The organism is Paraburkholderia terrae (genome assembly GCF_002902925.1).
Lineage (GTDB): Bacteria > Pseudomonadota > Gammaproteobacteria > Burkholderiales > Burkholderiaceae > Paraburkholderia > Paraburkholderia terrae.
This window is the reverse complement of record NZ_CP026113.1, coordinates 1,826,531-1,849,532: the sequence shown is the minus strand read 5'-3', so window position 1 is coordinate 1,849,532 and position 23,002 is coordinate 1,826,531. Positions and strand designations below refer to the sequence as shown.

At 61.2% G+C, this 23,002-nt stretch carries 27 protein-coding genes; 13 read left to right on the top strand and 14 right to left on the bottom strand.

Annotated elements, in window-relative coordinates; all coding sequences use genetic code 11:
* The first annotated feature begins 57 nt into the window (after nt 1-57).
* The gene (locus C2L65_RS38030) at nt 58-1,092 is read left to right on the top strand and encodes a sugar ABC transporter substrate-binding protein (protein ID WP_042315418.1); all 1,035 of its coding nucleotides are present in this window, start codon (nt 58-60) and stop codon (nt 1,090-1,092) included.
* Nucleotides 1,093-1,205: 113 nt separating this feature from the next.
* On the opposite strand, the gene C2L65_RS38025 is transcribed toward C2L65_RS38030, so the two are convergent.
* The gene (locus C2L65_RS38025) at nt 1,206-2,147 is read right to left on the bottom strand and encodes a LysR family transcriptional regulator (protein ID WP_042315388.1); all 942 of its coding nucleotides are present in this window, start codon (nt 2,145-2,147) and stop codon (nt 1,206-1,208) included.
* Between the two features lie 107 nt (nt 2,148-2,254).
* Between C2L65_RS38025 and C2L65_RS38020 the strand changes: the two genes are divergently transcribed.
* Nucleotides 2,255-3,766: a CoA-acylating methylmalonate-semialdehyde dehydrogenase gene (locus C2L65_RS38020; RefSeq protein ID WP_042315390.1), complete on the top strand. Its 1,512-nt coding sequence runs from the start codon at nt 2,255-2,257 to the stop codon at nt 3,764-3,766.
* A 232-nt stretch (nt 3,767-3,998) separates the two neighbouring features.
* On the top strand, nt 3,999-4,196 hold the full coding sequence (locus tag C2L65_RS38015) for a hypothetical protein (protein ID WP_035996096.1): 198 nt from the start codon (nt 3,999-4,001) through the stop codon (nt 4,194-4,196).
* Nucleotides 4,197-4,290: 94 nt separating this feature from the next.
* On the opposite strand, the gene C2L65_RS38010 is transcribed toward C2L65_RS38015, so the two are convergent.
* The 8 genes from C2L65_RS38010 to C2L65_RS37975 form a co-directional block, all read right to left on the bottom strand.
* Nucleotides 4,291-4,716 carry an organic hydroperoxide resistance protein gene (locus tag C2L65_RS38010; protein WP_042315392.1) on the bottom strand — a complete coding sequence of 142 codons (426 nt, stop codon included), beginning with the start codon at nt 4,714-4,716 and terminating at the stop codon, nt 4,291-4,293.
* Nucleotides 4,717-4,763: 47 nt separating this feature from the next.
* Nucleotides 4,764-5,000 carry a tautomerase family protein gene (locus tag C2L65_RS38005; protein ID WP_007579054.1) on the bottom strand — a complete coding sequence of 79 codons (237 nt, stop codon included), beginning with the start codon at nt 4,998-5,000 and terminating at the stop codon, nt 4,764-4,766.
* Between the two features lie 49 nt (nt 5,001-5,049).
* A complete protein-coding gene (locus C2L65_RS38000; protein ID WP_042315393.1) occupies nt 5,050-5,802 on the bottom strand; it encodes an HvfC/BufC N-terminal domain-containing protein in 753 nt (250 codons plus the stop codon).
* Entirely contained in the window at nt 5,799-6,671 is an 873-nt protein-coding gene (gene bufB / locus C2L65_RS37995; RefSeq protein WP_042315394.1) for an MNIO family bufferin maturase, read from the bottom strand. The genes C2L65_RS38000 and bufB overlap by 4 nt, the downstream gene beginning before the upstream one ends.
* Nucleotides 6,672-6,746: 75 nt before the next feature.
* Nucleotides 6,747-7,016, bottom strand: coding sequence for a BufA2 family periplasmic bufferin-type metallophore (gene bufA2, locus C2L65_RS37990; protein ID WP_035993808.1), 270 nt, complete (start codon nt 7,014-7,016; stop codon nt 6,747-6,749).
* Between the two features lie 51 nt (nt 7,017-7,067).
* The gene (locus C2L65_RS37985) at nt 7,068-7,832 is read right to left on the bottom strand and encodes an alpha/beta hydrolase (RefSeq protein ID WP_042315397.1); all 765 of its coding nucleotides are present in this window, start codon (nt 7,830-7,832) and stop codon (nt 7,068-7,070) included.
* 60 nt (nt 7,833-7,892) lie between these two features.
* Nucleotides 7,893-8,402 (bottom strand): DoxX family protein, encoded by a 510-nt coding sequence (locus C2L65_RS37980; RefSeq protein WP_208647221.1) that lies wholly within the window; start codon nt 8,400-8,402, stop codon nt 7,893-7,895.
* Nucleotides 8,399-8,677 carry a BufA1 family periplasmic bufferin-type metallophore gene (locus C2L65_RS37975; RefSeq protein WP_035996097.1) on the bottom strand — a complete coding sequence of 93 codons (279 nt, stop codon included), beginning with the start codon at nt 8,675-8,677 and terminating at the stop codon, nt 8,399-8,401. Before C2L65_RS37975 ends, C2L65_RS37980 begins: the two co-directional genes overlap by 4 nt.
* Nucleotides 8,678-9,043: 366 nt before the next feature.
* Here C2L65_RS37975 and C2L65_RS37970 point away from each other — a divergent pair, with 366 nt between their 5' ends.
* Nucleotides 9,044-10,057, top strand: coding sequence for a D-cysteine desulfhydrase family protein (locus C2L65_RS37970; RefSeq protein WP_042315399.1), 1,014 nt, complete (start codon nt 9,044-9,046; stop codon nt 10,055-10,057).
* A gap of 47 nt (nt 10,058-10,104) precedes the next feature.
* Here C2L65_RS37970 and C2L65_RS37965 read toward each other — a convergent pair whose 3' ends face one another.
* Nucleotides 10,105-10,656, bottom strand: a complete 552-nt coding sequence (locus C2L65_RS37965; protein WP_042315400.1) for a thioredoxin family protein — start codon at nt 10,654-10,656, stop codon at nt 10,105-10,107.
* Between the two features lie 179 nt (nt 10,657-10,835).
* Between C2L65_RS37965 and C2L65_RS46300 the strand changes: the two genes are divergently transcribed.
* Nucleotides 10,836-10,976: a hypothetical protein gene (locus tag C2L65_RS46300; RefSeq protein ID WP_167306528.1), complete on the top strand. Its 141-nt coding sequence runs from the start codon at nt 10,836-10,838 to the stop codon at nt 10,974-10,976.
* A 3-nt stretch (nt 10,977-10,979) separates the two neighbouring features.
* Here the strand turns inward: C2L65_RS46300 and C2L65_RS37960 are convergent, their stop codons facing one another.
* Nucleotides 10,980-11,981: an alpha/beta fold hydrolase gene (locus C2L65_RS37960; RefSeq protein WP_042315401.1), complete on the bottom strand. Its 1,002-nt coding sequence runs from the start codon at nt 11,979-11,981 to the stop codon at nt 10,980-10,982.
* Between the two features lie 262 nt (nt 11,982-12,243).
* Here C2L65_RS37960 and C2L65_RS37955 point away from each other — a divergent pair, with 262 nt between their 5' ends.
* From C2L65_RS37955 to C2L65_RS37940, 4 genes are all read left to right on the top strand, one after another.
* Complete coding sequence (locus tag C2L65_RS37955; protein ID WP_042315404.1) at nt 12,244-13,653, top strand: MmgE/PrpD family protein; 1,410 nt, start codon at nt 12,244-12,246, stop codon at nt 13,651-13,653.
* A gap of 26 nt (nt 13,654-13,679) precedes the next feature.
* Nucleotides 13,680-13,910 carry a tautomerase family protein gene (locus tag C2L65_RS37950; protein WP_007579042.1) on the top strand — a complete coding sequence of 77 codons (231 nt, stop codon included), beginning with the start codon at nt 13,680-13,682 and terminating at the stop codon, nt 13,908-13,910.
* A 19-nt stretch (nt 13,911-13,929) separates the two neighbouring features.
* Complete coding sequence (locus C2L65_RS37945) at nt 13,930-14,136, top strand: tautomerase family protein (protein ID WP_007579041.1); 207 nt, start codon at nt 13,930-13,932, stop codon at nt 14,134-14,136.
* Between the two features lie 145 nt (nt 14,137-14,281).
* A complete protein-coding gene (locus tag C2L65_RS37940) occupies nt 14,282-15,169 on the top strand; it encodes a LysR family transcriptional regulator (protein WP_007734230.1) in 888 nt (295 codons plus the stop codon).
* 9 nt (nt 15,170-15,178) lie between these two features.
* Here the strand turns inward: C2L65_RS37940 and C2L65_RS37935 are convergent, their stop codons facing one another.
* Nucleotides 15,179-16,126: a LysR family transcriptional regulator gene (locus C2L65_RS37935; RefSeq protein ID WP_042315406.1), complete on the bottom strand. Its 948-nt coding sequence runs from the start codon at nt 16,124-16,126 to the stop codon at nt 15,179-15,181.
* A gap of 169 nt (nt 16,127-16,295) precedes the next feature.
* Nucleotides 16,296-16,721, bottom strand: coding sequence for a VOC family protein (locus C2L65_RS37930; protein WP_042315408.1), 426 nt, complete (start codon nt 16,719-16,721; stop codon nt 16,296-16,298).
* Between the two features lie 305 nt (nt 16,722-17,026).
* Between C2L65_RS37930 and C2L65_RS37925 the strand changes: the two genes are divergently transcribed.
* Complete coding sequence (locus C2L65_RS37925; RefSeq protein ID WP_042315409.1) at nt 17,027-17,938, top strand: PilZ domain-containing protein; 912 nt, start codon at nt 17,027-17,029, stop codon at nt 17,936-17,938.
* A 190-nt stretch (nt 17,939-18,128) separates the two neighbouring features.
* Here C2L65_RS37925 and C2L65_RS47370 read toward each other — a convergent pair whose 3' ends face one another.
* Nucleotides 18,129-18,383 (bottom strand): H-NS family nucleoid-associated regulatory protein, encoded by a 255-nt coding sequence (locus C2L65_RS47370; protein ID WP_042315411.1) that lies wholly within the window; start codon nt 18,381-18,383, stop codon nt 18,129-18,131.
* A 329-nt stretch (nt 18,384-18,712) separates the two neighbouring features.
* Here C2L65_RS47370 and C2L65_RS37915 point away from each other — a divergent pair, with 329 nt between their 5' ends.
* The 3 genes from C2L65_RS37915 to C2L65_RS37905 all read left to right on the top strand — a co-directional run bounded on the left by C2L65_RS37915 (nt 18,713) and on the right by C2L65_RS37905 (nt 22,233).
* On the top strand, nt 18,713-19,093 hold the full coding sequence (locus C2L65_RS37915) for a response regulator transcription factor (RefSeq protein WP_042315420.1): 381 nt from the start codon (nt 18,713-18,715) through the stop codon (nt 19,091-19,093).
* A gap of 274 nt (nt 19,094-19,367) precedes the next feature.
* Complete coding sequence (locus C2L65_RS37910) at nt 19,368-21,569, top strand: PAS domain-containing sensor histidine kinase (protein ID WP_081921465.1); 2,202 nt, start codon at nt 19,368-19,370, stop codon at nt 21,567-21,569.
* On the top strand, nt 21,559-22,233 hold the full coding sequence (locus C2L65_RS37905; protein WP_042315412.1) for a response regulator transcription factor: 675 nt from the start codon (nt 21,559-21,561) through the stop codon (nt 22,231-22,233). The genes C2L65_RS37910 and C2L65_RS37905 overlap by 11 nt, the downstream gene beginning before the upstream one ends.
* The last annotated feature ends 769 nt before the right edge of the window (nt 22,234-23,002 follow it).

Sequence of the window (23,002 nt, the reverse complement as noted above, 5' to 3'; positions counted from 1 at the left end):
GGCAACGCAGCAAACTGCCGGCGCGAGACGCCGGCAGCCACAAACATGGAGACAGCGATGAGATTACCCGTCATGAAGGCGCTTTGCGTCGCCGCAGCCGTCCTGAGCATGGGCCTGTATGTCGATGCGAATGCGGGGCCTGTAGCGCATTTCGATTTCATCACGCATGCGCCGGATTCGGATGCATGGTGGAATACCGTCAAGAATGGCATCAAGCAGGCCGATGAAGATTTCAACGTGCAGACCGACTATCGCAACCCGCCGAATGGCGATATCGCCGATATGGTCCAGCTCGTGAATCAGGCTGCGGCGCGCAACTACGACGGCGTGGTGACGACCATCGCCGACTTCGATCTGCTCAAGGGCTCCGTCTCGCGTCTGAAGGCAAAGAACATTCCGTTCGTCACGGCCAACACGGGCACGGAGAAGCAGAGCGCCGATCTCGGCGCATTGCTGCATGTGGGACAGCCCGAGTATCTGGCGGGCAAGGAGGCGGGACAGCGCGCCAAGGCCGACGGCATCAAGACGTTTCTGTGCGTGAACCACTATGCGACGAATCCGCTGTCGTTCGAGCGCTGCCGTGGGTTCGCCGAAGCGATCGGCGCAGATATGAAAACATCGGTTCTGGACGCGGGCACGGACCCGACGGATATCGAATCGAAAGTCAGCGCTTATCTGCGCGCGCATCCGAACACGCAGGCCGTGCTGACGCTGGGGCCCACTTCCGCCGACCCGACCATTCGCGCCGTCACGAAGATGGGGCTCGCGGGCAAGATCTGGTTCGCAACCTTCGATATCGACTCTGACGTCGCCAAGGGAATCAAGGACGGCACGATCAAGTTCTGCACCGATCAGCAGCCTTATTTGCAGGGCTATATTCCCGTCGCGATGCTCGCGATCATGCACAAGAATCACAACACGGACGTCGCGCAGGCTCGCAATGAACTGGAGAAAGACCCGAAGTTCATCAAGCGGCTGCAGGACTATGGACTGAAGCCTGTCTACGAGGCGCGCAACATCAGTTCGGGACCGGGCTTCATCACGCCGCAGAACATCGAGAAGGTGTCGGCGCTCGCAGGAAAGTACCGATAAGCGGGTTTCGTTTTGCAGGCGTCTCCACCGCCAGCACTTTTCCCATTATGTTTTGAGTGGGCGATATGGGCCAAAGAATGGCCCATATCGTTTATTTGCGGATCAATGCTGATTCAAACGGGAAATCCGTTTGCAAAGCGCTCGCGCAAATAGCCGACGAACAGCCCGACCGCGCGCGGCACATGCGACGCATAAGGCCGCACGATATAAAGCTGCTCGGCGAACGCGCCCGTCACGCGCCAGTCCGGCAGCACGACGACCAGCTTGCCCGCCTGCACGGCGGCCTGCGCGGTGAAGTCTGGCAGCAGCGCAATGCCCAGGCTTTCGAGCGCCGCGTCGCGCAGCGTCTCACTGTTGTTCGCAGAGAACTGTCCGTTGACGGGCAAGGTGACCGGCCGCGTGCCGGCCTTTCGCGCCGCCTTGCGCTCGAACGACCACATCGGTTCGCCCGACGAGCGCGGATAAAAAAGGCAATCGTGAGAAGAAAGTTCTTCCGGTGACTTCGGCGTGCCGCGCTTTCGCAGATAGGCGCGCGTCGCGACGATCACGGAATGCGTGTCGCAAAGTTTCCACGCGACGTGCGTATCGGGCGGTTCGGCGCTGTGACGGATCGCGAGATCGAAGCCTTCTGTGGCAAGCGATACGATCCTGTCCGACACCTCCAGCTGCACCCGAACCTCGGGATTGGCCACCAGAAACTCGGGCACCTTCGGCACCAGTTGCTGCCGCGCGAACGCCACAGGCGCCGTCACGCGCACGAGCCCGCGCGGCACGCCCGACAGCTCGCGGACTTGCGCAAAGCTGGCGGCGATCTGCGCATACTGCCCGCGCGTGCTGTCGACGAGCTGCTGGCCGGCTTCCGTCAGCCGGACGCTGCGCGTCGTGCGCTGCACCAGCGAAATCCCCGCGGCGCGCTCCAGTTCGGAGATGCGCTGGCTCATTGCCGCTTTGCTGACGCCGAGGCGCGCGGCGGCCGCCGTGTACGTTCCCTGTTCGGCGAGCATGGTGAGCCAGTGCAGATGCGTCCAGAGTTCTTCGATATTTTGCGTATCCATACACTCATTGTTCACGGTGGCAAACATTGATTTCAATGTTAGCCTCTTTCCAGCGCGTCCGCACCTTTCTACACTGCGTCTCAAGCCAATCACGAAGGAGCCGAGACATGCAAGCCTATACCGACAGCGCAGACGTGGGACATTTCATTCACGGGGAGCGCGTCAGCGGAACGGGAAGCCGTAGCCAGGCCGTCTTCAATCCGGCCACGGGTGCCCGCGCCCGCAAGCTGCTGCTCGGCGAGGCTGCCGATGTCGACGCCGCCGTCGCGAGCGCGAAGGCGGCGTTTCCGAAGTGGGCCGATACGCCGCCCATCAAGCGCGCACGCGTCATGCTGCGTTTTCTCGAACTGATGAATCGCCACCACGACGAACTCGCGGCGATCATCACGGCAGAGCACGGCAAAGTGTTTTCCGATGCCCAAGGCGAAGTTGCACGCGGCATCGACGTGATCGAATTTGCGTGCGGCATTCCGCAACTGCTCAAGGGCGACTACACGGAACAGGTTTCGACGGGTATCGACAATTGGACGATGCGTCAACCGCTGGGCGTCGTCGCGGGCATCACGCCGTTCAACTTCCCGTGCATGGTGCCGTGCTGGATGTTCCCCGTCGCGATCGCGGCCGGCAATACGTTCATTCTTAAGCCGAGCGAGCGTGATCCGTCGGCGGCGCTGTTCATGGCCGGACTGCTGAAAGAGGCAGGCTTGCCCGACGGCGTCTTCAATGTCGTACAGGGCGACAAGGTCGTCGTCGATGCATTGCTCACGCATCGGGACGTGAAGGCTGTGAGCTTCGTCGGCTCGACGCCGATTGCGAACTACATCTACGAAACGGGCGCGAAGCACGGCAAGCGCGTGCAGGCACTGGGCGGCGCGAAGAACCATATGGTGGTGATGCCCGACGCCGATCTCGACAAGGCAGTCGATGCGCTGATCGGCGCTGGCTACGGTTCGGCAGGCGAGCGTTGCATGGCGATCTCGGTTGCGCTGCTGGTTGGCGACGTGGCCGACAAGATCGTGGCGCGACTCGCCGAGCGCGCCCGCAGCCTGATCGTGAAGAACGGCATGGAGCCGGACGCGGAAATGGGCCCGATCGTCACGCGGCAGGCGCTGGAGCGTATCGAAGGGTATATCGCCGAGGGCGTGAAGGAAGGCGCGACGCTGGTCGTCGATGGCCGCGGTCTGAAGGTTGCCGGTCATGAAGACGGCTTCTTCACGGGCGGTACGCTGTTCGACAACGTGACGCCGGAAATGCGCATCTACAAGGAAGAGATTTTCGGGCCGGTGCTTGCTTGCGTGCGCGTGAAGGACTTCACGGAAGCCGTCGAGTTGATCAACGCGCACGAATTCGGTAACGGCGTGGCGTGCTTCACGAGCGATGGCCATGTTGCGCGCGAATTCGGCCGCCGTATCGAAGTCGGCATGGTCGGTATCAACGTGCCGATTCCGGTGCCGATGGCGTGGCATGGCTTCGGCGGCTGGAAGCGCAGCCTGTTCGGCGACACGCATGCATACGGTGAAGAAGGCGTGCGTTTCTATACGAAGCAGAAGTCGATCATGCAGCGCTGGTCGGAGAGCATCGAGAAGGGCGCCGAATTCGCGATGCCGACTGCGAAGTAACACGCTATAACCCAAGCCAGACAGCCCTTTTTAAAAGGGCTGTTTTCATTTTTGCGCTTTGATCTGATGTTTGACGATGCAGTCAATCGACGCGATAGCACGCATTGTTCCCGATTTGAAAACTGTGAATTCTGCGCAGCCCGGTTGATGATTGCGTCAGGAGGTTTACCCTACGTTCATAGGCCGACGTTTCACATTCGACGTCGCGACAGGCTCTACCGAGGATCAGACAATGAAGCGCGAATCTTTGAACTTCCGGAATATCGACGACCATAGCGGCGCAGGCGTACGCACGCGCATCGAAGCAGTGTCGAGCGAGAATGCACAAGCCGCCGCTGTGCCGCGCAATTGGGCATGGGCGCATTTCAGCGATTCATACGACTGGATGGACTCGCATAGCCCGTCTGTAGTGACGGAGTTGCTGGACTGAATGCGTATTGCGAATTGCCGTTGAAATTCGCAATAGCGTATTGCTGGCCGCGCGATTAAACGGCGGCCAGCAATGTAAAGAACGAATCGATGCGTCAGACGAGCGTGAGTTTCACGTCGATGTTATTACGCGTCGCATTCGAATACGGGCACACGATGTGAGCCTTGTTGACCAGATCTTGAGCGGCACCGCGCTCCATACCCGGCAATGATATTTTCATCTCGACTTCGATGCCGAACCCATTCGGAATCGGCCCGATCCCGACGCTGCTGTCGATCGACGCATCTGCGGGGATCGCGATCTTATCGCGTGCGGCAACGAATTTCATCGCACCGATAAAGCATGCGCTGTAACCGGCGGCGAACAGTTGTTCCGGATTCGCGCCGTCACCGCCTTTTCCGCCCAGTTCCTTCGGCGTGGTGAGCTTGAATTCAAGGTTGGCTTCGGGCACCGTCGCGCGGCCGTCGCGGCCTCCCGTTGCGGTTGCGTGAGCAGTGTAAAGCGCCTTTTCGAGCGACATGGCAAACTCCTTCGTTGAAGAGCTACGCGTTGTTGGAAGACTGCAGGTCAGGCTGATTTCGCTGCTTTGAGCTTTCGATACTCGAGGGCAGGCAGACCGCCCCAGCCCCAATTGTCCGTCGGCACTTCCTCGATCACAACGAAGGTGGACTCGAGCGGCTTGTTCAGCACGTCAAGCAACACCTGGCTCACGCCCTTGATGAGTCGCGCCTTTTCTTCGGCCGTCACGCAATCCGCGCCGGGTTTCGTCCCTTCTCGCGTAACCTGAATTGTGACAATCGGCATCTTGCTCCCCTCGATCGTAGTTGAGGAATGGGCGGAGGGCTAGCCACTGTCAGACGCTCTCCACACCCACGATGAGTTCGCTGCCCAGCCATCCCGCCAGCAGCGCACCCGCTTTCGCCACGCCGTCCGCGTCACCCAGACGCTCGACGAGCAGATCGCATAGTGTTGCAAAGCTTTCATTTTCCTGCAGATGAAGGAGCGCTTCGTACTCGGCGGCATCGACGCGCTTGAGGCACGACACGAACTGCCGACGCCAGACGATCAGGCCGCCCGGCTCGTCGAGCATTTCACTTTCGGGCGCCTCGGTGTTGGCGGACAGGGCGGACCAGATGCTGCCGGCATTCGTCGTGGCGGGGCGATGCCTGAGCGACGGCGTAAAGCGTAGCCGCGCTGCGTCCCAGTCGACGGAAGCGAGCGCGTCGAGCGGCAGCGGCTGCGCGTCATGCGCAACGAAGGCTTCAGCCAGCGCATTTTCGATCCATGCGAGTTCATGCACGTCGGGGTTGTGCGGGAACAGCACGCTGAGCGTGTCGCCGAAACCGTATGCGTACGCGTCGAGTGTCCATGCGTGCGGCGGATGGTGGTTGATATGCGTCACGGCTGCATGCAGAAACGCATCCTCGCCAAGCAACGTCCGTACCTGTGGAAACGAATGCTCGAGGCATTCGATCAGTTGCCCGCGATAGTTGTTCTGATAGACAGATAAACCGCGTGATGCGTCGCCGCCGACGCGTCGGGCGGCTTCTTCAGATGCATCCGTGAGCCACGAGCGGAAGTCCTGTTGCCAGGCAGCGAGTGTCATGCGGCCTCCGCAATGCGTGTGTCGTGTCTGACCTGTGCGTCCTGTTGCGCATGAGCGCCGAGCTTGCGCGCGATCCACAGTTCCCTCAGCAGCTCTTTCAACGGCGGCACGTTGCCGTCGCGCTCGATCATCGTCGCGACGGGACCGAGCCGCGCCATCGCGTTCTCATAGAGTGCCCAGACCTCATCGCACACGGGGCTATCGTGCGTGTCGATCAGCAGATCGCGGCCTTGCGAGTGTCCCGCGAGATGGATCTGATGCACGCGATCGACGGGCAACCCGTCGAGATAGGCGAGCGCATCGAAACCGTGGTTCGTCGCGCTCACGAAAATATTGTTCACGTCGAGCAGCAGGCCGCAGCCGGTGCGCGTCGACATGGCGGAAATGAATTCCCACTCGGTCATCGTCGCGCCGTCGAACGCGAGATAACTGGACGGATTCTCGAACAGCATCTGGCGGCCGAGCGCATTCTGCGCGATGTCGATATTCGCGCAGACGGTATGGAGCGCTTCGTCGGTATAGGGGACGGGCAACAGGTCGTGTGAATTGAAGCCGCCGATACGCGACCAGCTTAGATGATCGGACACGAACAGCGGTTCGATCTCGTCGACGAGCGACTTCAGCCGGCGCAGATAGTCACGGTCGATGCCATCCGCCGAGCCGATCGACATCGACACGCCATGCAGCACCACGGGATGCTTCTCGCGCACGCGCCGCAGAATGTCGCGCGGCTGGCCGCCTTCGACCATGAAGTTCTCGGAAATGACTTCGACGAAATCGACGGAAACATTCGTTTCCAGGAAGTCGCGATAGTGTTCCTTGCGCAGGCCAAGGCCATAGCCTGCAAAGCGGGGATTGGGAGAGAGCATGAGGCGTACCCGGCTGCGGAGTGTCGGTGGATGGACTGGCCCGGCGACGCATAGCCGGGCCAGCGCTAGCATGACTTACTTCGGCTCGGTCAGCGTGCCGCCCAGCGACAGGCATTCGCTCGGCGTCTTCACGACTACACCCTTGCCCTTGCAGCTGTTGAGGCCCTTGCAGTCGTTGTGAGCCGTCGCGCACAGCGCCTGGCCCTTGCATGCGTTGACGCCGTAGCAGCGGCCGGGTTGCTCGCCCGTGGCGGCGCTCGCGGAGGTCGCGACGGTGGCCGATGCGATGGCGAGGAGGGCTGCGGCTGCAGCGAAGCTGACGCGGGATTTGACGTTGCTGTTCATGGTTGCTCCATGGTGGGTTGAGTGAAATGCGATTGGAAAATGGCTTTGCGTTTATTTCGCGTGCAGCGCGGCTTCTTCGATGACCTTCGCGACCGCTTCAGGCTGCGAAATCTCGATGGCATGGCTTGCCTTTACTTCCGTGACCTTCGAGCCCGCACGCTTGTACATCCAGCGTTGCAGGTCGGGGTTGATCACGCGGTCGTCGGTCGCGACGATGCCGTAGGTCGGCTTGTTGTGCCATGCGACCGTGAATGGCGCGGAGGCAAAGTCGGCGACGGTGGCGGGCACTTGCGAAACGGCCATGAAGTCGGTGCGGTTCGACACGAGATCGCCGGCGTAGTCCGTGCCGTATTTGGCGGGGTCGAAGTAGTAGTGACCGTCGATGGTCTTCTGCACGCCGTCGGTGAGCTTCGGCATCGAGCCCGCCAGCTGATTCACGCTTTCGCCGACATCGGGCTGAAACGCGGCGACGTAGACCAGCGCCTTCACCTTGGGACGCGCGCCCGCTTCTGTGATGACCGAGCCGCCGTAGCCATGGCCGACGAGCACCACGGGGCCTGTTTGTCCGATGACGGCGTTGTTGGTCGCGGCGACGTCTTCTTCGAGCGTCGTCATCGGCTGCTGGACGATGCGGACGTTGTAGCCCTTATGGATCAGGATGTCGTGTACCGCGCGCCAGCCGGAGCCGTCGGTGAACGCACCGTGAACGATCACGATGTTCTTCACGCCCGCCGGTCCGTCCGGCGTTGCGGCGAATGCTGCGCCTGAAACGGCGAACGCTGCCGCGGCGAGGGTCAAAGTCGAAAGAATGCGCATAGTGTTTTCGAATGGAGGCCACGCGGGCCGTGTTGTGGATATCGGGTGACGAGGGTTCGGTTAGTCCGCGGTGCGCGAGCGGCCCAGCAGATGATCGACCGACCATCTGCCTGCGCCATGCGCGATCAGCGGAAGAAGCAGACCTGCCCACGTCAGATGCGTCGGCCATGCATCGGGATAGACGAAGATCTCGATCACGGCCGTCATGCCCAGCAGCACCAACGCGGCGGAGCGCGTACACAAGCCGAGCACGAGCAGGATCGGGCACAGGTGTTCCGCATACGTGGCGAGATGCGCGGCCAGCTCCGGCGGAATCAGCGGCAGTGCGTATTCCGAGCTGAACAGGGCGTACGTCGACGGCTTGATCGTCAGCAGGCCCGTGACTTTCGTGCGTCCCGACAGAAAGAAGGTCGCAGCGATACCGAAGCGCGCCACCAGCAACAATAGCGAGGGCGAAAGCGCGCGCGACAGGCGTTCGATGACGGCTGCGCGGAGTGCCCCCACGCCCCCTTGATTCGCGAGGGACGAGCGGGAAACGCGCGCGTCGCGGGTTTGGGAGTGCAGCATCATGACTTCGCCTTCAGCGCGCCGTAGCCCTTCGGCGTCTTGATCGTCGTGCAGGTGCCCTTGTCGACCATGACGAACGCGTCGCCCTGATAGTCGACCTTCGACGTGCCTGCGCAGCTCGTGCCGGGGCCGGCTGCGCAATCGTTCTTGCCGGCGAGCGACACGCCGAAGCATTTCTCTTGAGGCTTGGCCTGTTCGGAGCCGGCATGTGCGCTGGTGGCGAGGACAGTGAGCGAAAGGGCGAACGTGGCGGCGAGTGCTGCGCGAGTGCTTTTCATATTCATCTCCGGTGGTGTGACGGTCAGGTGGTCAGAAATAACTAAATCGCATGCGATGTAATCAGATGCGAGATGATACTGGGCTCTCTGAATTTGTCAATCGGTTGCGAGTAAATCGCGTGCGATATATATGTAAAAACGGAATGGCGTGATACTCAAGAATCTTGCTGGATTGGGAGAGCGAGAGCGGAAAGCCGGGCCATGAGCCCGCAAAAGCGCGTGCAAACGCGAATAATGTGGTCATCGATTGTTTCCTGATGTTCAATATTTTCGGGGATTGATGGCTGTTGAACGGCGCATGCGAAGCGCGCGACGATGCGTTAACATCTGCGCGACAAAGTACGCCGAACACCTGGAGATTTCCGCATGTCGAACGCACCCGCTCTCGATCTCACCGCCTTTCCTCGTTACGCATTGATCGAAGGGCCCACGCCGATCCAGCATCTCAGCCGCTTGAGCAAGCTGCTCGGTGACGTGGACATCTACGTCAAGCGCGACGACGTCACGGGCCTCGGCGGTGGCGGCAGCAAGCTCAGGAAGCTCGAGTTCCTGTTGGGCGAAGCGCTCGCGCAGGGCGCGGACACGGTCATCACGGTGGGCGCGCGCCAGTCGAATCACGCGCGGCTCACGGCCGCGGCGGCGGCGCGTGCGGGCCTTGCGTGCGAGGTCGTGCTGACGCGCATGGTGCCGCGCGAAGACGACGATTACGTCCACAATGGCAACGTGCTGCTCGACTCGCTGCTCGGCGCGCGCATTCACGATTTGCCCGGCAGTGCCGACGCGATGGCGTTCGCGCAGAGTCGCGCGGACGAATTGCGCAAGGCCGGACACAAGGTGTATCTCGCGCCGCTGGGCGGATCGTCGGCTGTCGGCAATCTTGGTTATGCGGCGTGCGCGGCGGAAATTCTCGAACAGTCGCGCGCGCTGGGTGTTTCGTTCGACCGCATTGCCGTGCCGAACGGCAGCGGCGGCACGCAGGCGGGTCTTGTCGCCGGCTTGCTGGCGATGGGCGAGGACCCGACCCGTGTCGTCTCGCATAATGTTCTGGCGACGCATGAGAACACCTTGTCCAATACGCGGTTGAAGGCGAAGGAGACGCTTGCGCTGCTGCGGCCCGATGCGGTGCTTTCCGACGCTAGCGTGATCGTTCAGGACGGACAGCGCGGCGAAGGCTACGGCATCCCCACCGACGCGATGCGTGAAGCCGTGCGGCTTCTGGCGAGCGTCGAGGGCCTGTTTCTGGACCCCGTATATAGCGGGAAAGCGTTCGCCGGCCTGCTGCACGACATCAGAAGCAAAACGTTCGCGCCAGGCTCGAAGGTCGTGTTCCTGATGACGGGCGGACTGCCGGGACTGTACGCGTATCGCAGCGCATTTTGATCGGATGGCGCGGCGCACCCGCCGCGCTTTAGCGACATCAGCCAAGATCAACCCGCGCGCGCCAGTTGCTCGCGGACGGCTGCTTCCGTCTTGTCGTAATCGCCTTCGCCGAAATGGCTATAGACGATGTGCCCCTGCTTGTCGATCAGATAGACGGCCGGCCAGTATTGGTTGCCATAAGCGTTCCACGTCGCGTACTGGTTGTCCTGCGCGACGGGGTAATGCAGCCCGTATTCGGCAATCGCCGCCTTGACCTTTTTCGTCTCGCGCTCGAACGCGTATTCAGGCGTATGCACGCCGACCACGACAAGGCCTTGATCCTTGTACTTCTGATACAGCTTCTCGACATGCGGCAGCGTATTGACGCAGTTGACGCACGTGTACGTCCAGAAATCGACGAGCACGACTTTCCCGCGCAGTTGCTGCATGGTCAGAGGCGGTGAATTCAGCCATTGATCGATTCCAGCGAATTCCGGTGCTACGCGATTGGCTTCGGCAGGAACGGCCGTCGCGGCGCCGCTGTTGGCGACCAGTGCGCCGAGACCGGCAACGGCGGCAATGGCAACGACGGTAGTCAGGGTTTTGATTCGGGAGAGCATGTCAGCGTCCTTTGATTGGAAGACATGGCTGTATTTGAACGTCCGCGCGTATCTCTGCTGTGTCGCCGTGTCGCGTGTTTGAATCGACTTGTATCAGTGGGGTGCTTCGATACATTGGGACACAAATGGGCGCATGTTCTGCGCTATAACAAAGGCGTGACTCAATGTTGGAGGCAATCATGAAACGGCTTTTGGCAATCTTCTTCTTTCTCGCGGGCGGGCTCGCAACGGAAATCACTCACCCCGTTCAGTGCGACCTGATGACGGCAAGCGGTGTGCAACAAAAGCGCCGGAAAACATCGGCGCGGATTGCACGATAAAACTCAGGTTCTCCATTTGCCGGTGCGTGCGAGTTCCGCGCAAGCATCGGCAAACGCTTTGGGCGCTTCCTGCGGCAGGTTGTGGCCCGCATTCGGAATCTGTCGGTGAATGCGCGGGCCGGTGAACTTCGCTGCAGATGCGTGGCCATCGGTGGCGGGGATCACGCCGTCCGCGAGGCCATCCAGTGTGATAGCCGGCACAGTAATAGGTGGAATCGATGCGAGCTTCTTCTCGATCTCGTCGTACTGCGGATAGCCCTCTGCAAGGCCACGTCGATGCCGGTATGAATGGATGACGATATCCACGAAGTCCGGATTGTCGAATGCTTTCGCCGAGCGCTCGAAGGTCGCTTCGTCGAAATGCCACGTCGGCGAATTGTTCTTCCACAGAATGTGCGCAAGCTCGCGTCGATTGGCTTCTAGCCCTGCGCGGCCGCGTTCGGTCTGAAAATAGTACTGATACCAGAGACCGCGTTCGATGCCAGGTGGCAGCGGTGCGCCCGCTTTGGCGATATCCTGGATCAGATAGCTGTTCACTGAAACAAGGCCGACGCAGCGCGAAGGCTTGATTGCAGCGACGACGCAAGCCGCACGTCCACCCCAATCGTATCCGGCAAGCACGGCCTCGGGAATATCCAGTGCATTCATCAGTTCGATCACGTCCTGGCCGACAGCCGCCTGTTGACCGGCGCGCGGCGTATCCACGGACAGCAGGCGCGTCGTTCCGAAGCCGCGCAGATACGGCACGATCACGCGAAAGCCTTGCGTTGCGAGCATGGGCGCGACATCCGCGTAGCTGTGAATGTCGTACGGAAAGCCGTGGAGAAGAATGATGGGACGGCCTTCGGCGGGTCCCGCTTCGTGATAGCCGATGTCGAGCAGGTCCGTGTGAACCTGGCGTACAGGAAGTGTTGTTAGCGGCGTTGCAGTCGTTGATGCAGCGAGCACTTGCGACACGTTGCCGAGCGTCGTCAACGTTGCGACGCTTGCCGCTGCCGCGAACATAAAGCGGCGGCGATTAGATAATTCTTCTGACACGATAATCAATCTCTTCGAGGATGAGCGACGAAAGATTGAAACGTGCGCATGTATCTGATTTGTGTCTGCCGTACATCGCCTGTGTAGTGTTTTGTAGGCGAAAAGTAATGCCTGAAAACGTGTCGCCACTATCAGCGCAACAGATAGCGGTATCCAAACCCTTCGCTTGATCTCCGCAGTGAGCGGTGCGACATTGAGTCACCCGTTCTTCACGCGAGACCTTCAAGCCATGAGCACTCTTACCGCTGTCGAACGTATCGGCCGGTTTGCCGACGTCGCGCACGTCAGTCATCTCACGCCGCAGACCCGGCACTTGCTGAAGCGGAACATCCTGGACAGCCTGGGGTGCGCAATCGCCGCATTGCCAGGCTCGCCTTTCAAGGCGCTCCGGGAGCAGTTCGACGAATATCGCAGCGGCGGCACCTGTACGCTGATTGGCGGCGGCTCGACTTCTCCGGATCAGGCGGCGTTGTACAACTCGGCTCTTGTGCGTTACGTGGATCTGCTCGACAGCTATATGTCGCCAGGTGGTCTTTGTCACCCGAGCGACAACTTCGGCGCAGTACTGGCCGCCGCCGAACACGCATCGGCGGACGGCGAATCGTTCATGCTGGCGCTCGCGGTTGCGTATGAGATTGGTTGCCGCATTACGGCAGTCGTTCCTGTCATGGCAAAGGGTTTCAACCACGCAATTCAACTCGCAATTTCGTCAGCCGCCGCTTCGGGCAAACTGCTTGGCCTCGACGCAGATCAGATCGCGCATGCGATCGCCATCGCAACCGTCGACAACATCTCGCTCTCCTGCGTTCACTCCGAGCCCGTGTCGTACTGGAAGGGCTTCTCCCCGGGTATTACCTGCATGCGGGCCATCTATTCGGCGTCGCTTGCAAAGCGTGACTTCACAGGCCCGTTACGTCTATTCGAAGGACCGAACGGACTCGTGCGCATGTTCGATCAGCCGGTCGAAGTGGATTGGGAGGATTCGAGGCTGGAGGTCGTCCATCAGACCGTGATGAAGAAGTACTGCTCGCTGATTCACGGCCAACCGGTGCTAGAAGCCACGCTGGAACTCAAGCGCATGCACGGCATAACGGGCGGCGACGTCGAAGACGTGGTTTGCGACATCTTCCAGATGGGCTACGACATCGCGGGCGGCGGCGGCTTCGGTGCAAAAGACGATCCGCAAACGAAAGAGCAGGCCGACTACAACCTCAAGTATCTGATTGCCGCGGCCTTGCTCGACGATCAGGTTGGTCCCGCTCAACTGGAACCGGCGCGTGTCCAGGCAGCCGACGCGCAAGCGCTGCTGAAGAAAGTCACGATACGTCCCGACGCCGCCTTCTCGGCCCAATACCCGAAGGCATTGAATACGCGAGTCACGATCCGCTGCCGCGATGGCCGTGTGGTGTCGAAGGAACATGTGGGCTTTGAAGGTGGCCTGGACAATCCGTTCACGTGGGAGCGGACAGTCGAAAAATTCAACTGGCTAAGCGAGCCTTATGCGGACGAAACGCTGCGTGGCCAGATCGTCGATCTCGTTTCCAGACTCGAAGAACACAAGATCTCGGAGTTGATGCAACTCCTCACGAAAGTCAATCGAGAAGCGGTGTACCCGGCAAAACATCCGGGAATTCAATAATTGATTCAGGCATACAGGAGATTCGAATGGCCCTGATTTCATGTGACATGCGATACGGCAGAACGGACGAACAGAAACGTCAGCTTGCAGCGGGTCTGCTGCGTGTGGTCAGCGAGGCGACAGGCGAAACGAAGAACGATATCTTCATTGTGTTTCGCGAGGGCAGGGGTATCAACTTCGTCGAGCATGGCGAACATCTTCCCGAATACGTGGAAGGCGCAGCCAACGACAAAGAACTGATCAGCCGCCTCAAATAATCATCGCAGGAGTAGCAGCATGCCTTTTATCGAATGCCATATTGCGGCTGGATTGACGCCGGCGCGTCGCGAGCAACTGATGCGGGACATCATTCAGGTCACGCACGACGCGATCGGTTCCGACCCGAAGATCATCAATGTGATCCTGCATGAGCATCCGCGCGAGAACATCAGCATATCGAGCCGTATCAATGGCGAGGAATTCAAAGCCCAAAAGACGGGTTGAGGCCTTGCCAGAAGCAATGGCCGTGATCAGCGCGCCGATGCGCAACGCGGCTTTGGTGTAGGATGACGATCGACCTGTGCCGCAGCGCAGTGCGGGCCTGTGATGACAGTATCCAGGCCTTGTCGATCTCATCGAGGTACACAGCATGGATGTCGCCGACCTCAAGGTGTTCGAGGCAGTGGCCCGTCACGGCAGCATGAACCGGGCGGCTGCCGAACTTCATACCGTTCAGTCCAACGTGACAGCGCGAATCCGGTCTCTTGAACGGGAAATCGGTGTCGCGCTGTTTCAGCGCCATGTGCGCGGCGTCAGCCTGACGCCCGCTGGGCAACGCATGCTGCCGTACGCGGCGCGCATTGCGAAACTGCTTGCGGACGCGCGCCTCGCGGCGCTCGACGACGGCCCGCCCGCCGGAGCACTTGCTTTAGGCACGCTCGAAACGACGGCCGCATTGCGCCTTTCGCCGATACTGAGCAACTTCGCCAGAATCTATCCGCAAGTGCGCCTCTCTCTGACTACGGGCACGAGTTGCAGCCTGACGGAAGAAGTCGCAGCGTGCCGGCTCGATGGCGCGTTTGTCGCGGGCCCCGTCGAACATCCCGAACTGCATGCCGAGATGATCTTTCAGGAAGAACTGGTGCTGGTGACGCCGCGCAACCTGCGTTCGATGGATGCGCTGCGCGCCGTGCCCGACCTCAAGACCATCGTGTTCCGATTGGGTTGTTCGTATCGTCAGCGGCTTGAAGCGTTGCTGGCGGAAATGGGTATCGTGACGGCCACGCCGCTCGAATTCGGTTCGCTCGATGCGATCATCGCGTGCGTCGCGGCGGGTATCGGCGTGACGCTGTTGCCGCGCGGTGTGGTGTCGAGCGCGGCCGAGCAGGATATCGTCGCGCTTCATTCGTTGCCGCCGGAGAAAGCACAGGTCGCCACGCTGTTTATCCGCCGGCATGACGCCTACGTGTCTAGCGCGATGCAGGCATTCGTCGAAGTGACGCGCTCGCGTCTCGGCCCCGTGATGGCGGCAGCCTAACCAAGTAGCTTAAGCCGCCTGCGGTTGGGCATCCAGCAAGGGCGCCCGCCGACGTGCGCTGTTGAGACGAAAGAACTCGGTGCAAAAGTCGACAAAAGTTCTGAAGCGCGCGGGCAGCAATTCCCGGTGCGAATAGAACAGGCAGATTTCGACTTCGCTGTCGGATATAGAGCAGCCGGGCAACACGGGCACCAGCTTGCCCATCGCCACATCTTCCCGTGCCATCGCTTCCGGTAACTCCGCAATGCCAGCGCCCGCCAGCGCCGCAGCGCGCAGCAGCACGTCGTTGCCGTCCATCGACGACATCGGAATGACCTGCACGGGCGCGCCGTTTTCGATCACCTGCACGTAGTTCGTGCTTCGCTGGCGCGATTGGGACGGCAACAGCAGAAAGTGCTCGGTGAGATCCGCCGCGCAACGCGGCGTGCCGCGTTGCGCAAGATAATCGGCGGATGCGACCAGCGAGCGCGACGACTTGAACAAGGTTCTGCGAATGACCGCCGACTGCTCGACCTGATGCGGCGGAAGCATCGCCATGTCGAACTGTCCGTCATAGAGGTTGACGGCGCCTTCATCGACGGAAACCACGAGGTTGACGTTCGGCGCGACGGCGCGATAACTGGACAGAAACTGCGAGAACGTCTCGCTGACCAGCATCGGATGAATCACCAGACGCAGCTTGCCGCTGTCGACTTCGCGCTCGCGCATGATGCGGCGATTCGCTTCGTCGAGTTCTTCGAGCAGGCGGCAGCAACTGAGGTAATAGGACTGCGCCTCTTCCGTCAGCGTGACGGAGCGCGTCGTGCGATGGAGCACGCGTGTCTGTATAGACGCTTCCAGCTTCGCAATGGCCTTCGAAATAGAGCCAGTCGTCACGCCCAGCGAGGTCGCCGCCTTGCTGAAACTCTGATGCTGCGCCGCCGAGACGAACGCCCTCAACATGTAAAGCTGGTCCATGCTCAACCTCTGCTCTGTCGCTGCCCAACTGCACTGGCATCACTCTAGCAACAGATCACGAGGAGATCGCGCGGTTTGTTTTGATAGGGGTATCACCCGCGGTGATAGCTCATCGCCGTGGCCTTTTCTGCCCGACATGGATCAGGGGTGGGCGAGCGCCAGGCGCTGCTCAGCCAGCCGCCTTCAGACGCGAATCGAAGTCGAACTCGAGACGGATGCCGCCGGGTTCATAGATCATCGTGTGGCGCTTCGGGCCAGCGCCGAGGTTCTCCGGCGCGAACTCGACCTTGACGCCGGGCCACTGCGAGACGCGCGCGTAAATCTCGTTGAGCGCCTCTTCGCTGCCTACACGCAACGCAAGATGATGCAGGCCGACGTTGGTCTTGCGGTCGAACTCGACGAGGTTCGCCTGATTGGTGACTTGCCACAGCGTCAGCATCACGTGTCCATCCGAGACAAACGCGGCGGGGTAGTCCGGCTTTTCGCCGACCTGCTTCCACTGCAGGCATTCGACGAAGAAATCGCGCGTCAGGTTCAGATCGCGCACGGCGAGACCAACGTGATCGATGCCGGAGGTGAGTGCCTGGGTAGTCATGTCGAATTGTCCTGTGCAGTGGGCGGGCGGCTTGTCCCGTGATAGCACGCGAAACACAGTAACGCAAACGCCGGTGATGGCGGCCATTATAGGGACGCGCCGCTGCGAAGATTCTTGAGCCGCGGGAAACCAACCTTTGCGGGTTCGGCATTGCGCGCGATGGCGTTTTGGATACGTCTGTCTAAACAATCGAGTCAGACAAACGTTTGCCAGGTTGGTCCGCGCGGCCGCGTCGTGCATACTTGCTGCCTGCGCGCACTGCACGAATGCGATGCGGTAAAAAATTCGAGAGGAGAAAACGAGTCATGCCGTTGGTGCCGCTGTCGCAACGGGAAGTCACGATCGGCGTTCCACTGCCGTTTTCCGTCTACACGGCGGACGGCAGGCTGCTGATGGCGCGCGGGCACATCGTTCATAGCGCGGTGCAATGCGAGCGGCTATTTGCGCAAGGGCCGTTCAGGCATCCGTTCTCCGGCGAGCGCCGCGACGACGCCACACCTGAGGACGCGGACACCGCGCCCGCGTCCTCCGGGCGCGCGCGGCGCGGCCATGAAGACCAGACGCTCGTTGGCCCATTTCCCTTGTCGGGCTGCATCCCCGAAGATTTTGTGATCACGCTGGCAAACGGCCCGGCTATTTCCTCGCGCACCCGCTTTGTCGGCGCGCTGGACGACGTCAGCCTGCTGCTCGCGGGCGCGGGCGTCGATCCCGCGTTCGCGCCGGGCGAGGCTGTCGAAGGACAGTTCATCGCGGGGCGTTATCGCCATGCGTTCGAATCGGAAGTCATCGGCAGGCATACGTCGCCGTTCGACGTGCTTTATCTGCGTTACCCGACGGAAGTCCGCTCACGTGCGCTGCGGCGGCATGTGCGTGTCGGCATCGACGTGACGGCGCGCCTCTCGCAAAACGACCGGCCCATGGCGGGGACGGAAGTCCGCGCAGTCGATCTGAGCGCTGCGGGCGTCGGCCTGCTGGTGAACTCGAACTCGAATTCGCTCGCGCCCGGCGAGCACTTCAAGCTCTCATTGCCGCTCGCGCGTGCCGGCCGCGTGCGCACGGCGCCGCTGAACTGCATCGCGCGTAACCGCCGCACGAAGGACGGGGAAACCCTGGTGGGCGCCGAGTTCGGCAATACGTCGGGCGACGTGCGCGAGCTGGTCAAGGAGTATGTGCTGGACGTGCTGACGGGGGCGGTGCCGCCCGAGCGCCACGCATAGCGCGACGGAAGCCGCGCGCCTCTATCGGCGCGCGAAAAAAAGCCGACGTCGTCGTCGGCTGAATCGGTTCCCATGGCTACGAGGGGATGCACGGGAACCGTCGTCATGATACGGACGGCAAGATGAAGAGACGCTTAAGGACCCGCGAAATGTCGCATTCGCGTCGTTCGCGTGATGCTGGCCAGCCGCGTCACTCGCACAGAAAGTGATCGATGCTTTGCCCCGCCGCCACCGCGCGGCGCAGCCATTCCGGGTGCTCGCCGTCGCCCGTCCACGTATTGCCCCACGCATCGCGGTAGCGGATCCGTTTCGCTTCGTCGATATCCTGCTGCAGCGCATGTTGCAGCGCTTCCAACGTGATATTGCACTCCTGCATGCGGCGTTTGAGCCAGACAATCAGGCGCTCGCGCGCTTCGCCTTCGAGATGTTCAATGACGGCGGACACGTTGTGTTTCCTCGTTTGCAAAAAGACGGTTGATTCCGTCGCGATGGGTTGGGCCGGGCGTTTGCCCGCGACGTCGACAATGTAGGGAGGCCGCGCGCAGGCGGGTTTCCCCAAGGCACGCGCGGGTTCCGAAACGCACGGCAGCAGGCTGGAATCTGCCGTAAGGCAGGCCGGCCGGGCTTGACGGGCGGGGCCCGAGGCCGCGCGGAGGGTCAGAACTATACCTACATATGATTCTCGCCGCGGGGCGATTCCCATAAGATGGAATCATCTTGAACGGCATTACGCAGAACTGTGCCGTCGTAAACCAACGGCCGAGGGAAAGTCGCTTGCACAACCATCCGATCGCTTCAGTCATCGACGACGACGAATCCGTCCGCACCGCGATGTCTAGCCTTGTTCGTTCGCTGGATTGGGACGTCCGGCTGTACGCATCGGCCGAGGCGTTCCTTGCATCCGACGTAGACCAGGTCGCGTGCATCATCTCCGATGTGCAAATGCCCGGCATGAGCGGGCTCGACATGTATCGTCATCTGCTCGACAAGGGCGTGACGCAGCCCATCATTTTCATCTCCGCTTTCGCTTCCGACGCGGTGCGCCGCCAGGCACTCGACCTGGGCGCGCTGTGCGTGCTGACCAAACCTGTCGACGGCGCCGAAGTGTCGCGCTGCCTCGCGGGGCTCGAACCGGACGACTCGCAGGGCGAATGAGGCCGGCGCGGATTGCCGCGCCGCGGCCCTATGACAAGGGTTGTCGAGCTATTCGGATAGAATCCTTACCGGATTGAAATGGGCCGGCTTGCGGGATATCCGACTGTCGAGCGACGCATGTGGCGGCGCGAATCAGGGTTGCGCCGCCCGATGACAAATGCGGCTGAAAAGTGCCGCTAATAAATGCCGCAGACAAGCGCTCGCGAGGAACGCCTATGCCGAAGATGTGCCGTCCATTCCACCCCACAGCAATATCGCGCATTCACGGGGCGTCATGATGTTCCGTCAGAGCGCAGGCATGACGTCGGCTCGCGACGCGCGCGTTCTCTTTTCTCTTGCGGGCATCGTCGGCGTGATCGTGTTCGTGATCGACGCGCTGACGCCGCTCGACATCGCCATTGCCGTGCTTTATGTGGTCGTCGTGCTGCTCGTCGCGTCGACGGGCTTGCGGCATGCCACGGTCGCAACGGCATGCGCGTGCGCGGCGCTGACGGTGATCGCCTTCCTGATGTCGCACGACGAGAACTATTCGGGCGGCTCGATTGCGCGCGGTATCGTGAGCCTGCTTGCGATCGGTACGACTTCGTTTCTCGCGTTGCGCAACCAGGCGAACACGGTGCGGCTGCAGGAGCAGATCCAGTTGCTGAACCTCACGCACGACGCGATCGTCGCGTACGACATGAGCGACCGCATCACCTTCTGGAATCAGGGCGCCGAGGAACTGTACGGCTGGACGACCGAGCAGGCGATCGGCCAGCGCATCCACGAACTGACGCGCACCAGCTCATCCATTCCCCTCGACGCGCTGCGCGACGAGGTCGTGCGCAAGGGCCGCTGGGAAGGTGAACTGGAGCGCGTGCGCAGCGACGGCAGCACGGTCATCGTGTCGAGTCGCTTCGCGCTGTGGCGCGACGACAAGGGCAAGCCGCGCGCGATACTCGCGACCAACAACGACATCACGATGCGCAAGCGCATGGAAGCCGAGTTGCAGCGGCAGCAGGAAGACCTGCGCGCGACCATCGACGCGATTCCCGGCATGGTCTGGAGTTCGTCGCGCGATGGCGAACTGAGCTACATCAACCGCCGCTGGAACGAGCTTGGCATCACGCTGACGGGCGGCAGCGGCGACGTCTGGACGTCGATCGTACACCCTGATGACTGGCCGGCGATGCACGCGGCGTGGCGCGGCGCGATTGCCACGGGCAAGCCGTTCGAGAACGTTGCACGCATCCGCCAGAGCAACGGCTCGTACCGGTGGATGCATATCGGCGCGGACCCGCTGCGCGATCAGAACGGCCAGATTCTGCGCTGGTATGGCGTCAATACGGATATCGAGGAGCGCAAGCAGGCCGAACAGGCGCTGGAGCGCAGCGAAGCCTTCCTGTCCGACGCGCAGCGCCTGAGCCGCACGGGCAGCATCGCGACGCGCCTGCCCGCAGGCGAGATGTGGTGGTCCGACGAGGTGTACCGGATCTTCGAATATGCGCCCGACTACACACCGGGCATTGAGCTGGTTCTCGCGCGGACGCATCCCGACGATATCGCGCTGGTGCGCGAAGCGTACGAATCGGCGTTGTCGGGCGCGCCGTACATCGACAACGAACACCGGCTGCAGATGCCCGACGGGCGGATCAAGTACGTACATTACGTCGCGCATCTGGCCGTGCCGCGGTCGGACAGCATCGAATACGTGGGCGCGCTGATGGACGTGACGGAACGCCAGCTCGCGCAGGACGCGCTCGACCGCTCGACGGCGGAACTCGCGCATGTCACGCGCGTGACGATGCTTGGCGAACTCGCTGCGTCGATCGCGCATGAAGTCACGCAGCCGCTCGCCGCGATCGTCACGGCGGGCGACGCCGCGACGCGCTGGCTGAACCGCGCGAAGCCCGATCTCGGCGAAGTCGGCCAGTCGATCAACCAGATGGTGCGCGACGCGAAGCGCGCCAGCGACGTGATCCGCCAGATACGCTCGATGGCGCAGAAGCGCGATCCGAGCCAGGCGGTGCTCGATCTGAACGGTATCGTGAGAGAATCAATCGAGCTTGTGCGGCGCGAGCTGGACGCCGCGCGGGTCGATCTGGAAGCCTGCTACGCGGAGCCGCCGCCGTTCGTGTGCGGTGACCGCGTGCAGCTTCAGCAGGTGGTCATCAATCTCGTGATGAATGGCGTGCAGGCGATGACGGGCATGACGGGACGGGCGCGGCGCATGCGCATCGCAACGAGCGTCGTGGACGGACATCATGGGCAGGTCTCCATAGAAGATTCGGGAACGGGCATCAGCGAGGAGAACGTGGGGCGGCTCTTCAACGCGTTCTTCACGACCAAGGCGGACGGCATGGGCATGGGGCTGTCGATCTGCCGGTCCATCGTCGAGGCGCACGGCGGACGTATCTGGGCCGAGTCTGAGGAAGGACAGGGCGCGACGATGCAATTCGTATTGCCGATCGATAAAGGAACGTGCGATGAGCAGTGATGAAATGAACGACCCGAATCAGTCGATCGTTTATGTCGTCGACGACGACGATTCGATGCGCGCGGCCGTCACGATGCTGCTGCGGTCGGTGGGTTTGCGGGTTGAGGCTTTTGCGTCTGCGCAGGAGTTTTTGTCGTTGGACAAGCCTGATATTCCCAGTTGCCTGATTCTCGATGTTCGGCTGAAGGGGCAGAGCGGGCTCGCTGTGCAGGAGCAGATTGCTGCTGGCAATGTGCATGTGCCGATTATCTTTATGACTGCGCATGGCGATATTGCGATGTCTGTGAAGGCGATGAAGGCCGGCGCGATGGATTTTCTGGCTAAGCCGTTTCGGGATCAGGACATGCTGGATGCGGTTGCGACTGCGCTCGCTAAAGATGAGGAGCGGAGAAAGTCCGAACGTTCGGTTTCTGATTTGCGGAAAAGGTATGAGTCGCTGACGCCGCGAGAGCGTGAAGTTATGGCTTTTGTTGCTAGCGGGCTTATGAATAAGCAGATCGCTGCTGAGATGAATCTTAGTGAGATCACTGTGAAGATTCATCGCGGGCAGGCTATGAAGAAAATGGAGTCCCGGTCGTTGGCTGATTTTGTTCTTAAGGCGGAAGCGTTGGGGGTTAAGTCGTTGGAGGCCGGGGCGTCGACGCGGACGCAGCGCGGGTCTTGAGGTTTTGGTTTGTCTTCGACGTTGGGTTGGGGGTGCTTGTGGGGCTTTGATGGCATTCGCCGTTATGGTGGTTTGCCTGAGTTTCGCTGGCATCCGCGATTCGTTAGCGTGCTTCACGCGTCGCCCCTGTGCGGGGCGGCACCTACTTTTCTTTGCCGCCGCAAAGAAAAGTAGGCAAAAGAAAGCGGCTAACACCGCCAGTGCTAGTTTTTGCCTGAGGGCCCCCACAGGGTCTTACGCTTCACACGGCAATCACGTGACCCATGTTCGTTGCCAGCGCTCTTGCGCTGCGCCTCACCCGCTTCACGCACCCGCGCTTTACCATGCCGTGCCAGATAGTCCACCGCCGCCCAGGTGGCAAACTGTGTGTAGGCCGTAGTGCCTCGCACGCCTCACTTCGAACCGATAGCGCACACGTCCCACCCTGTAAGAGCGCCAGGCTCTACGCCGCGACAACCTACACACAGTTTGCCACCTGGGCGGCACATACCATTCGCTACCGCTGGCCCTTGTACGGGCGTCTGAAGTGGGTGAGGCGCTCATTCAAAGCGTTGGCAACGCACGCAAACAGAAAGGCTGCCGTGTGAAGCATAAGACCGGTTGGGGTCCCTCAGGCAAACACAAGGGCTGGCGGTGTTAGCCGCTTTCTTTTGCCTACTTTTCTTTGCGGCGGCAAAGAAAAGTAGGTGCCGCCCCGCACAGGGGCGACGCGTGAAGCACGAAAGCAAATCGCGGATGCCAGCGAAACCCCAGGCAAACCGCCACAACG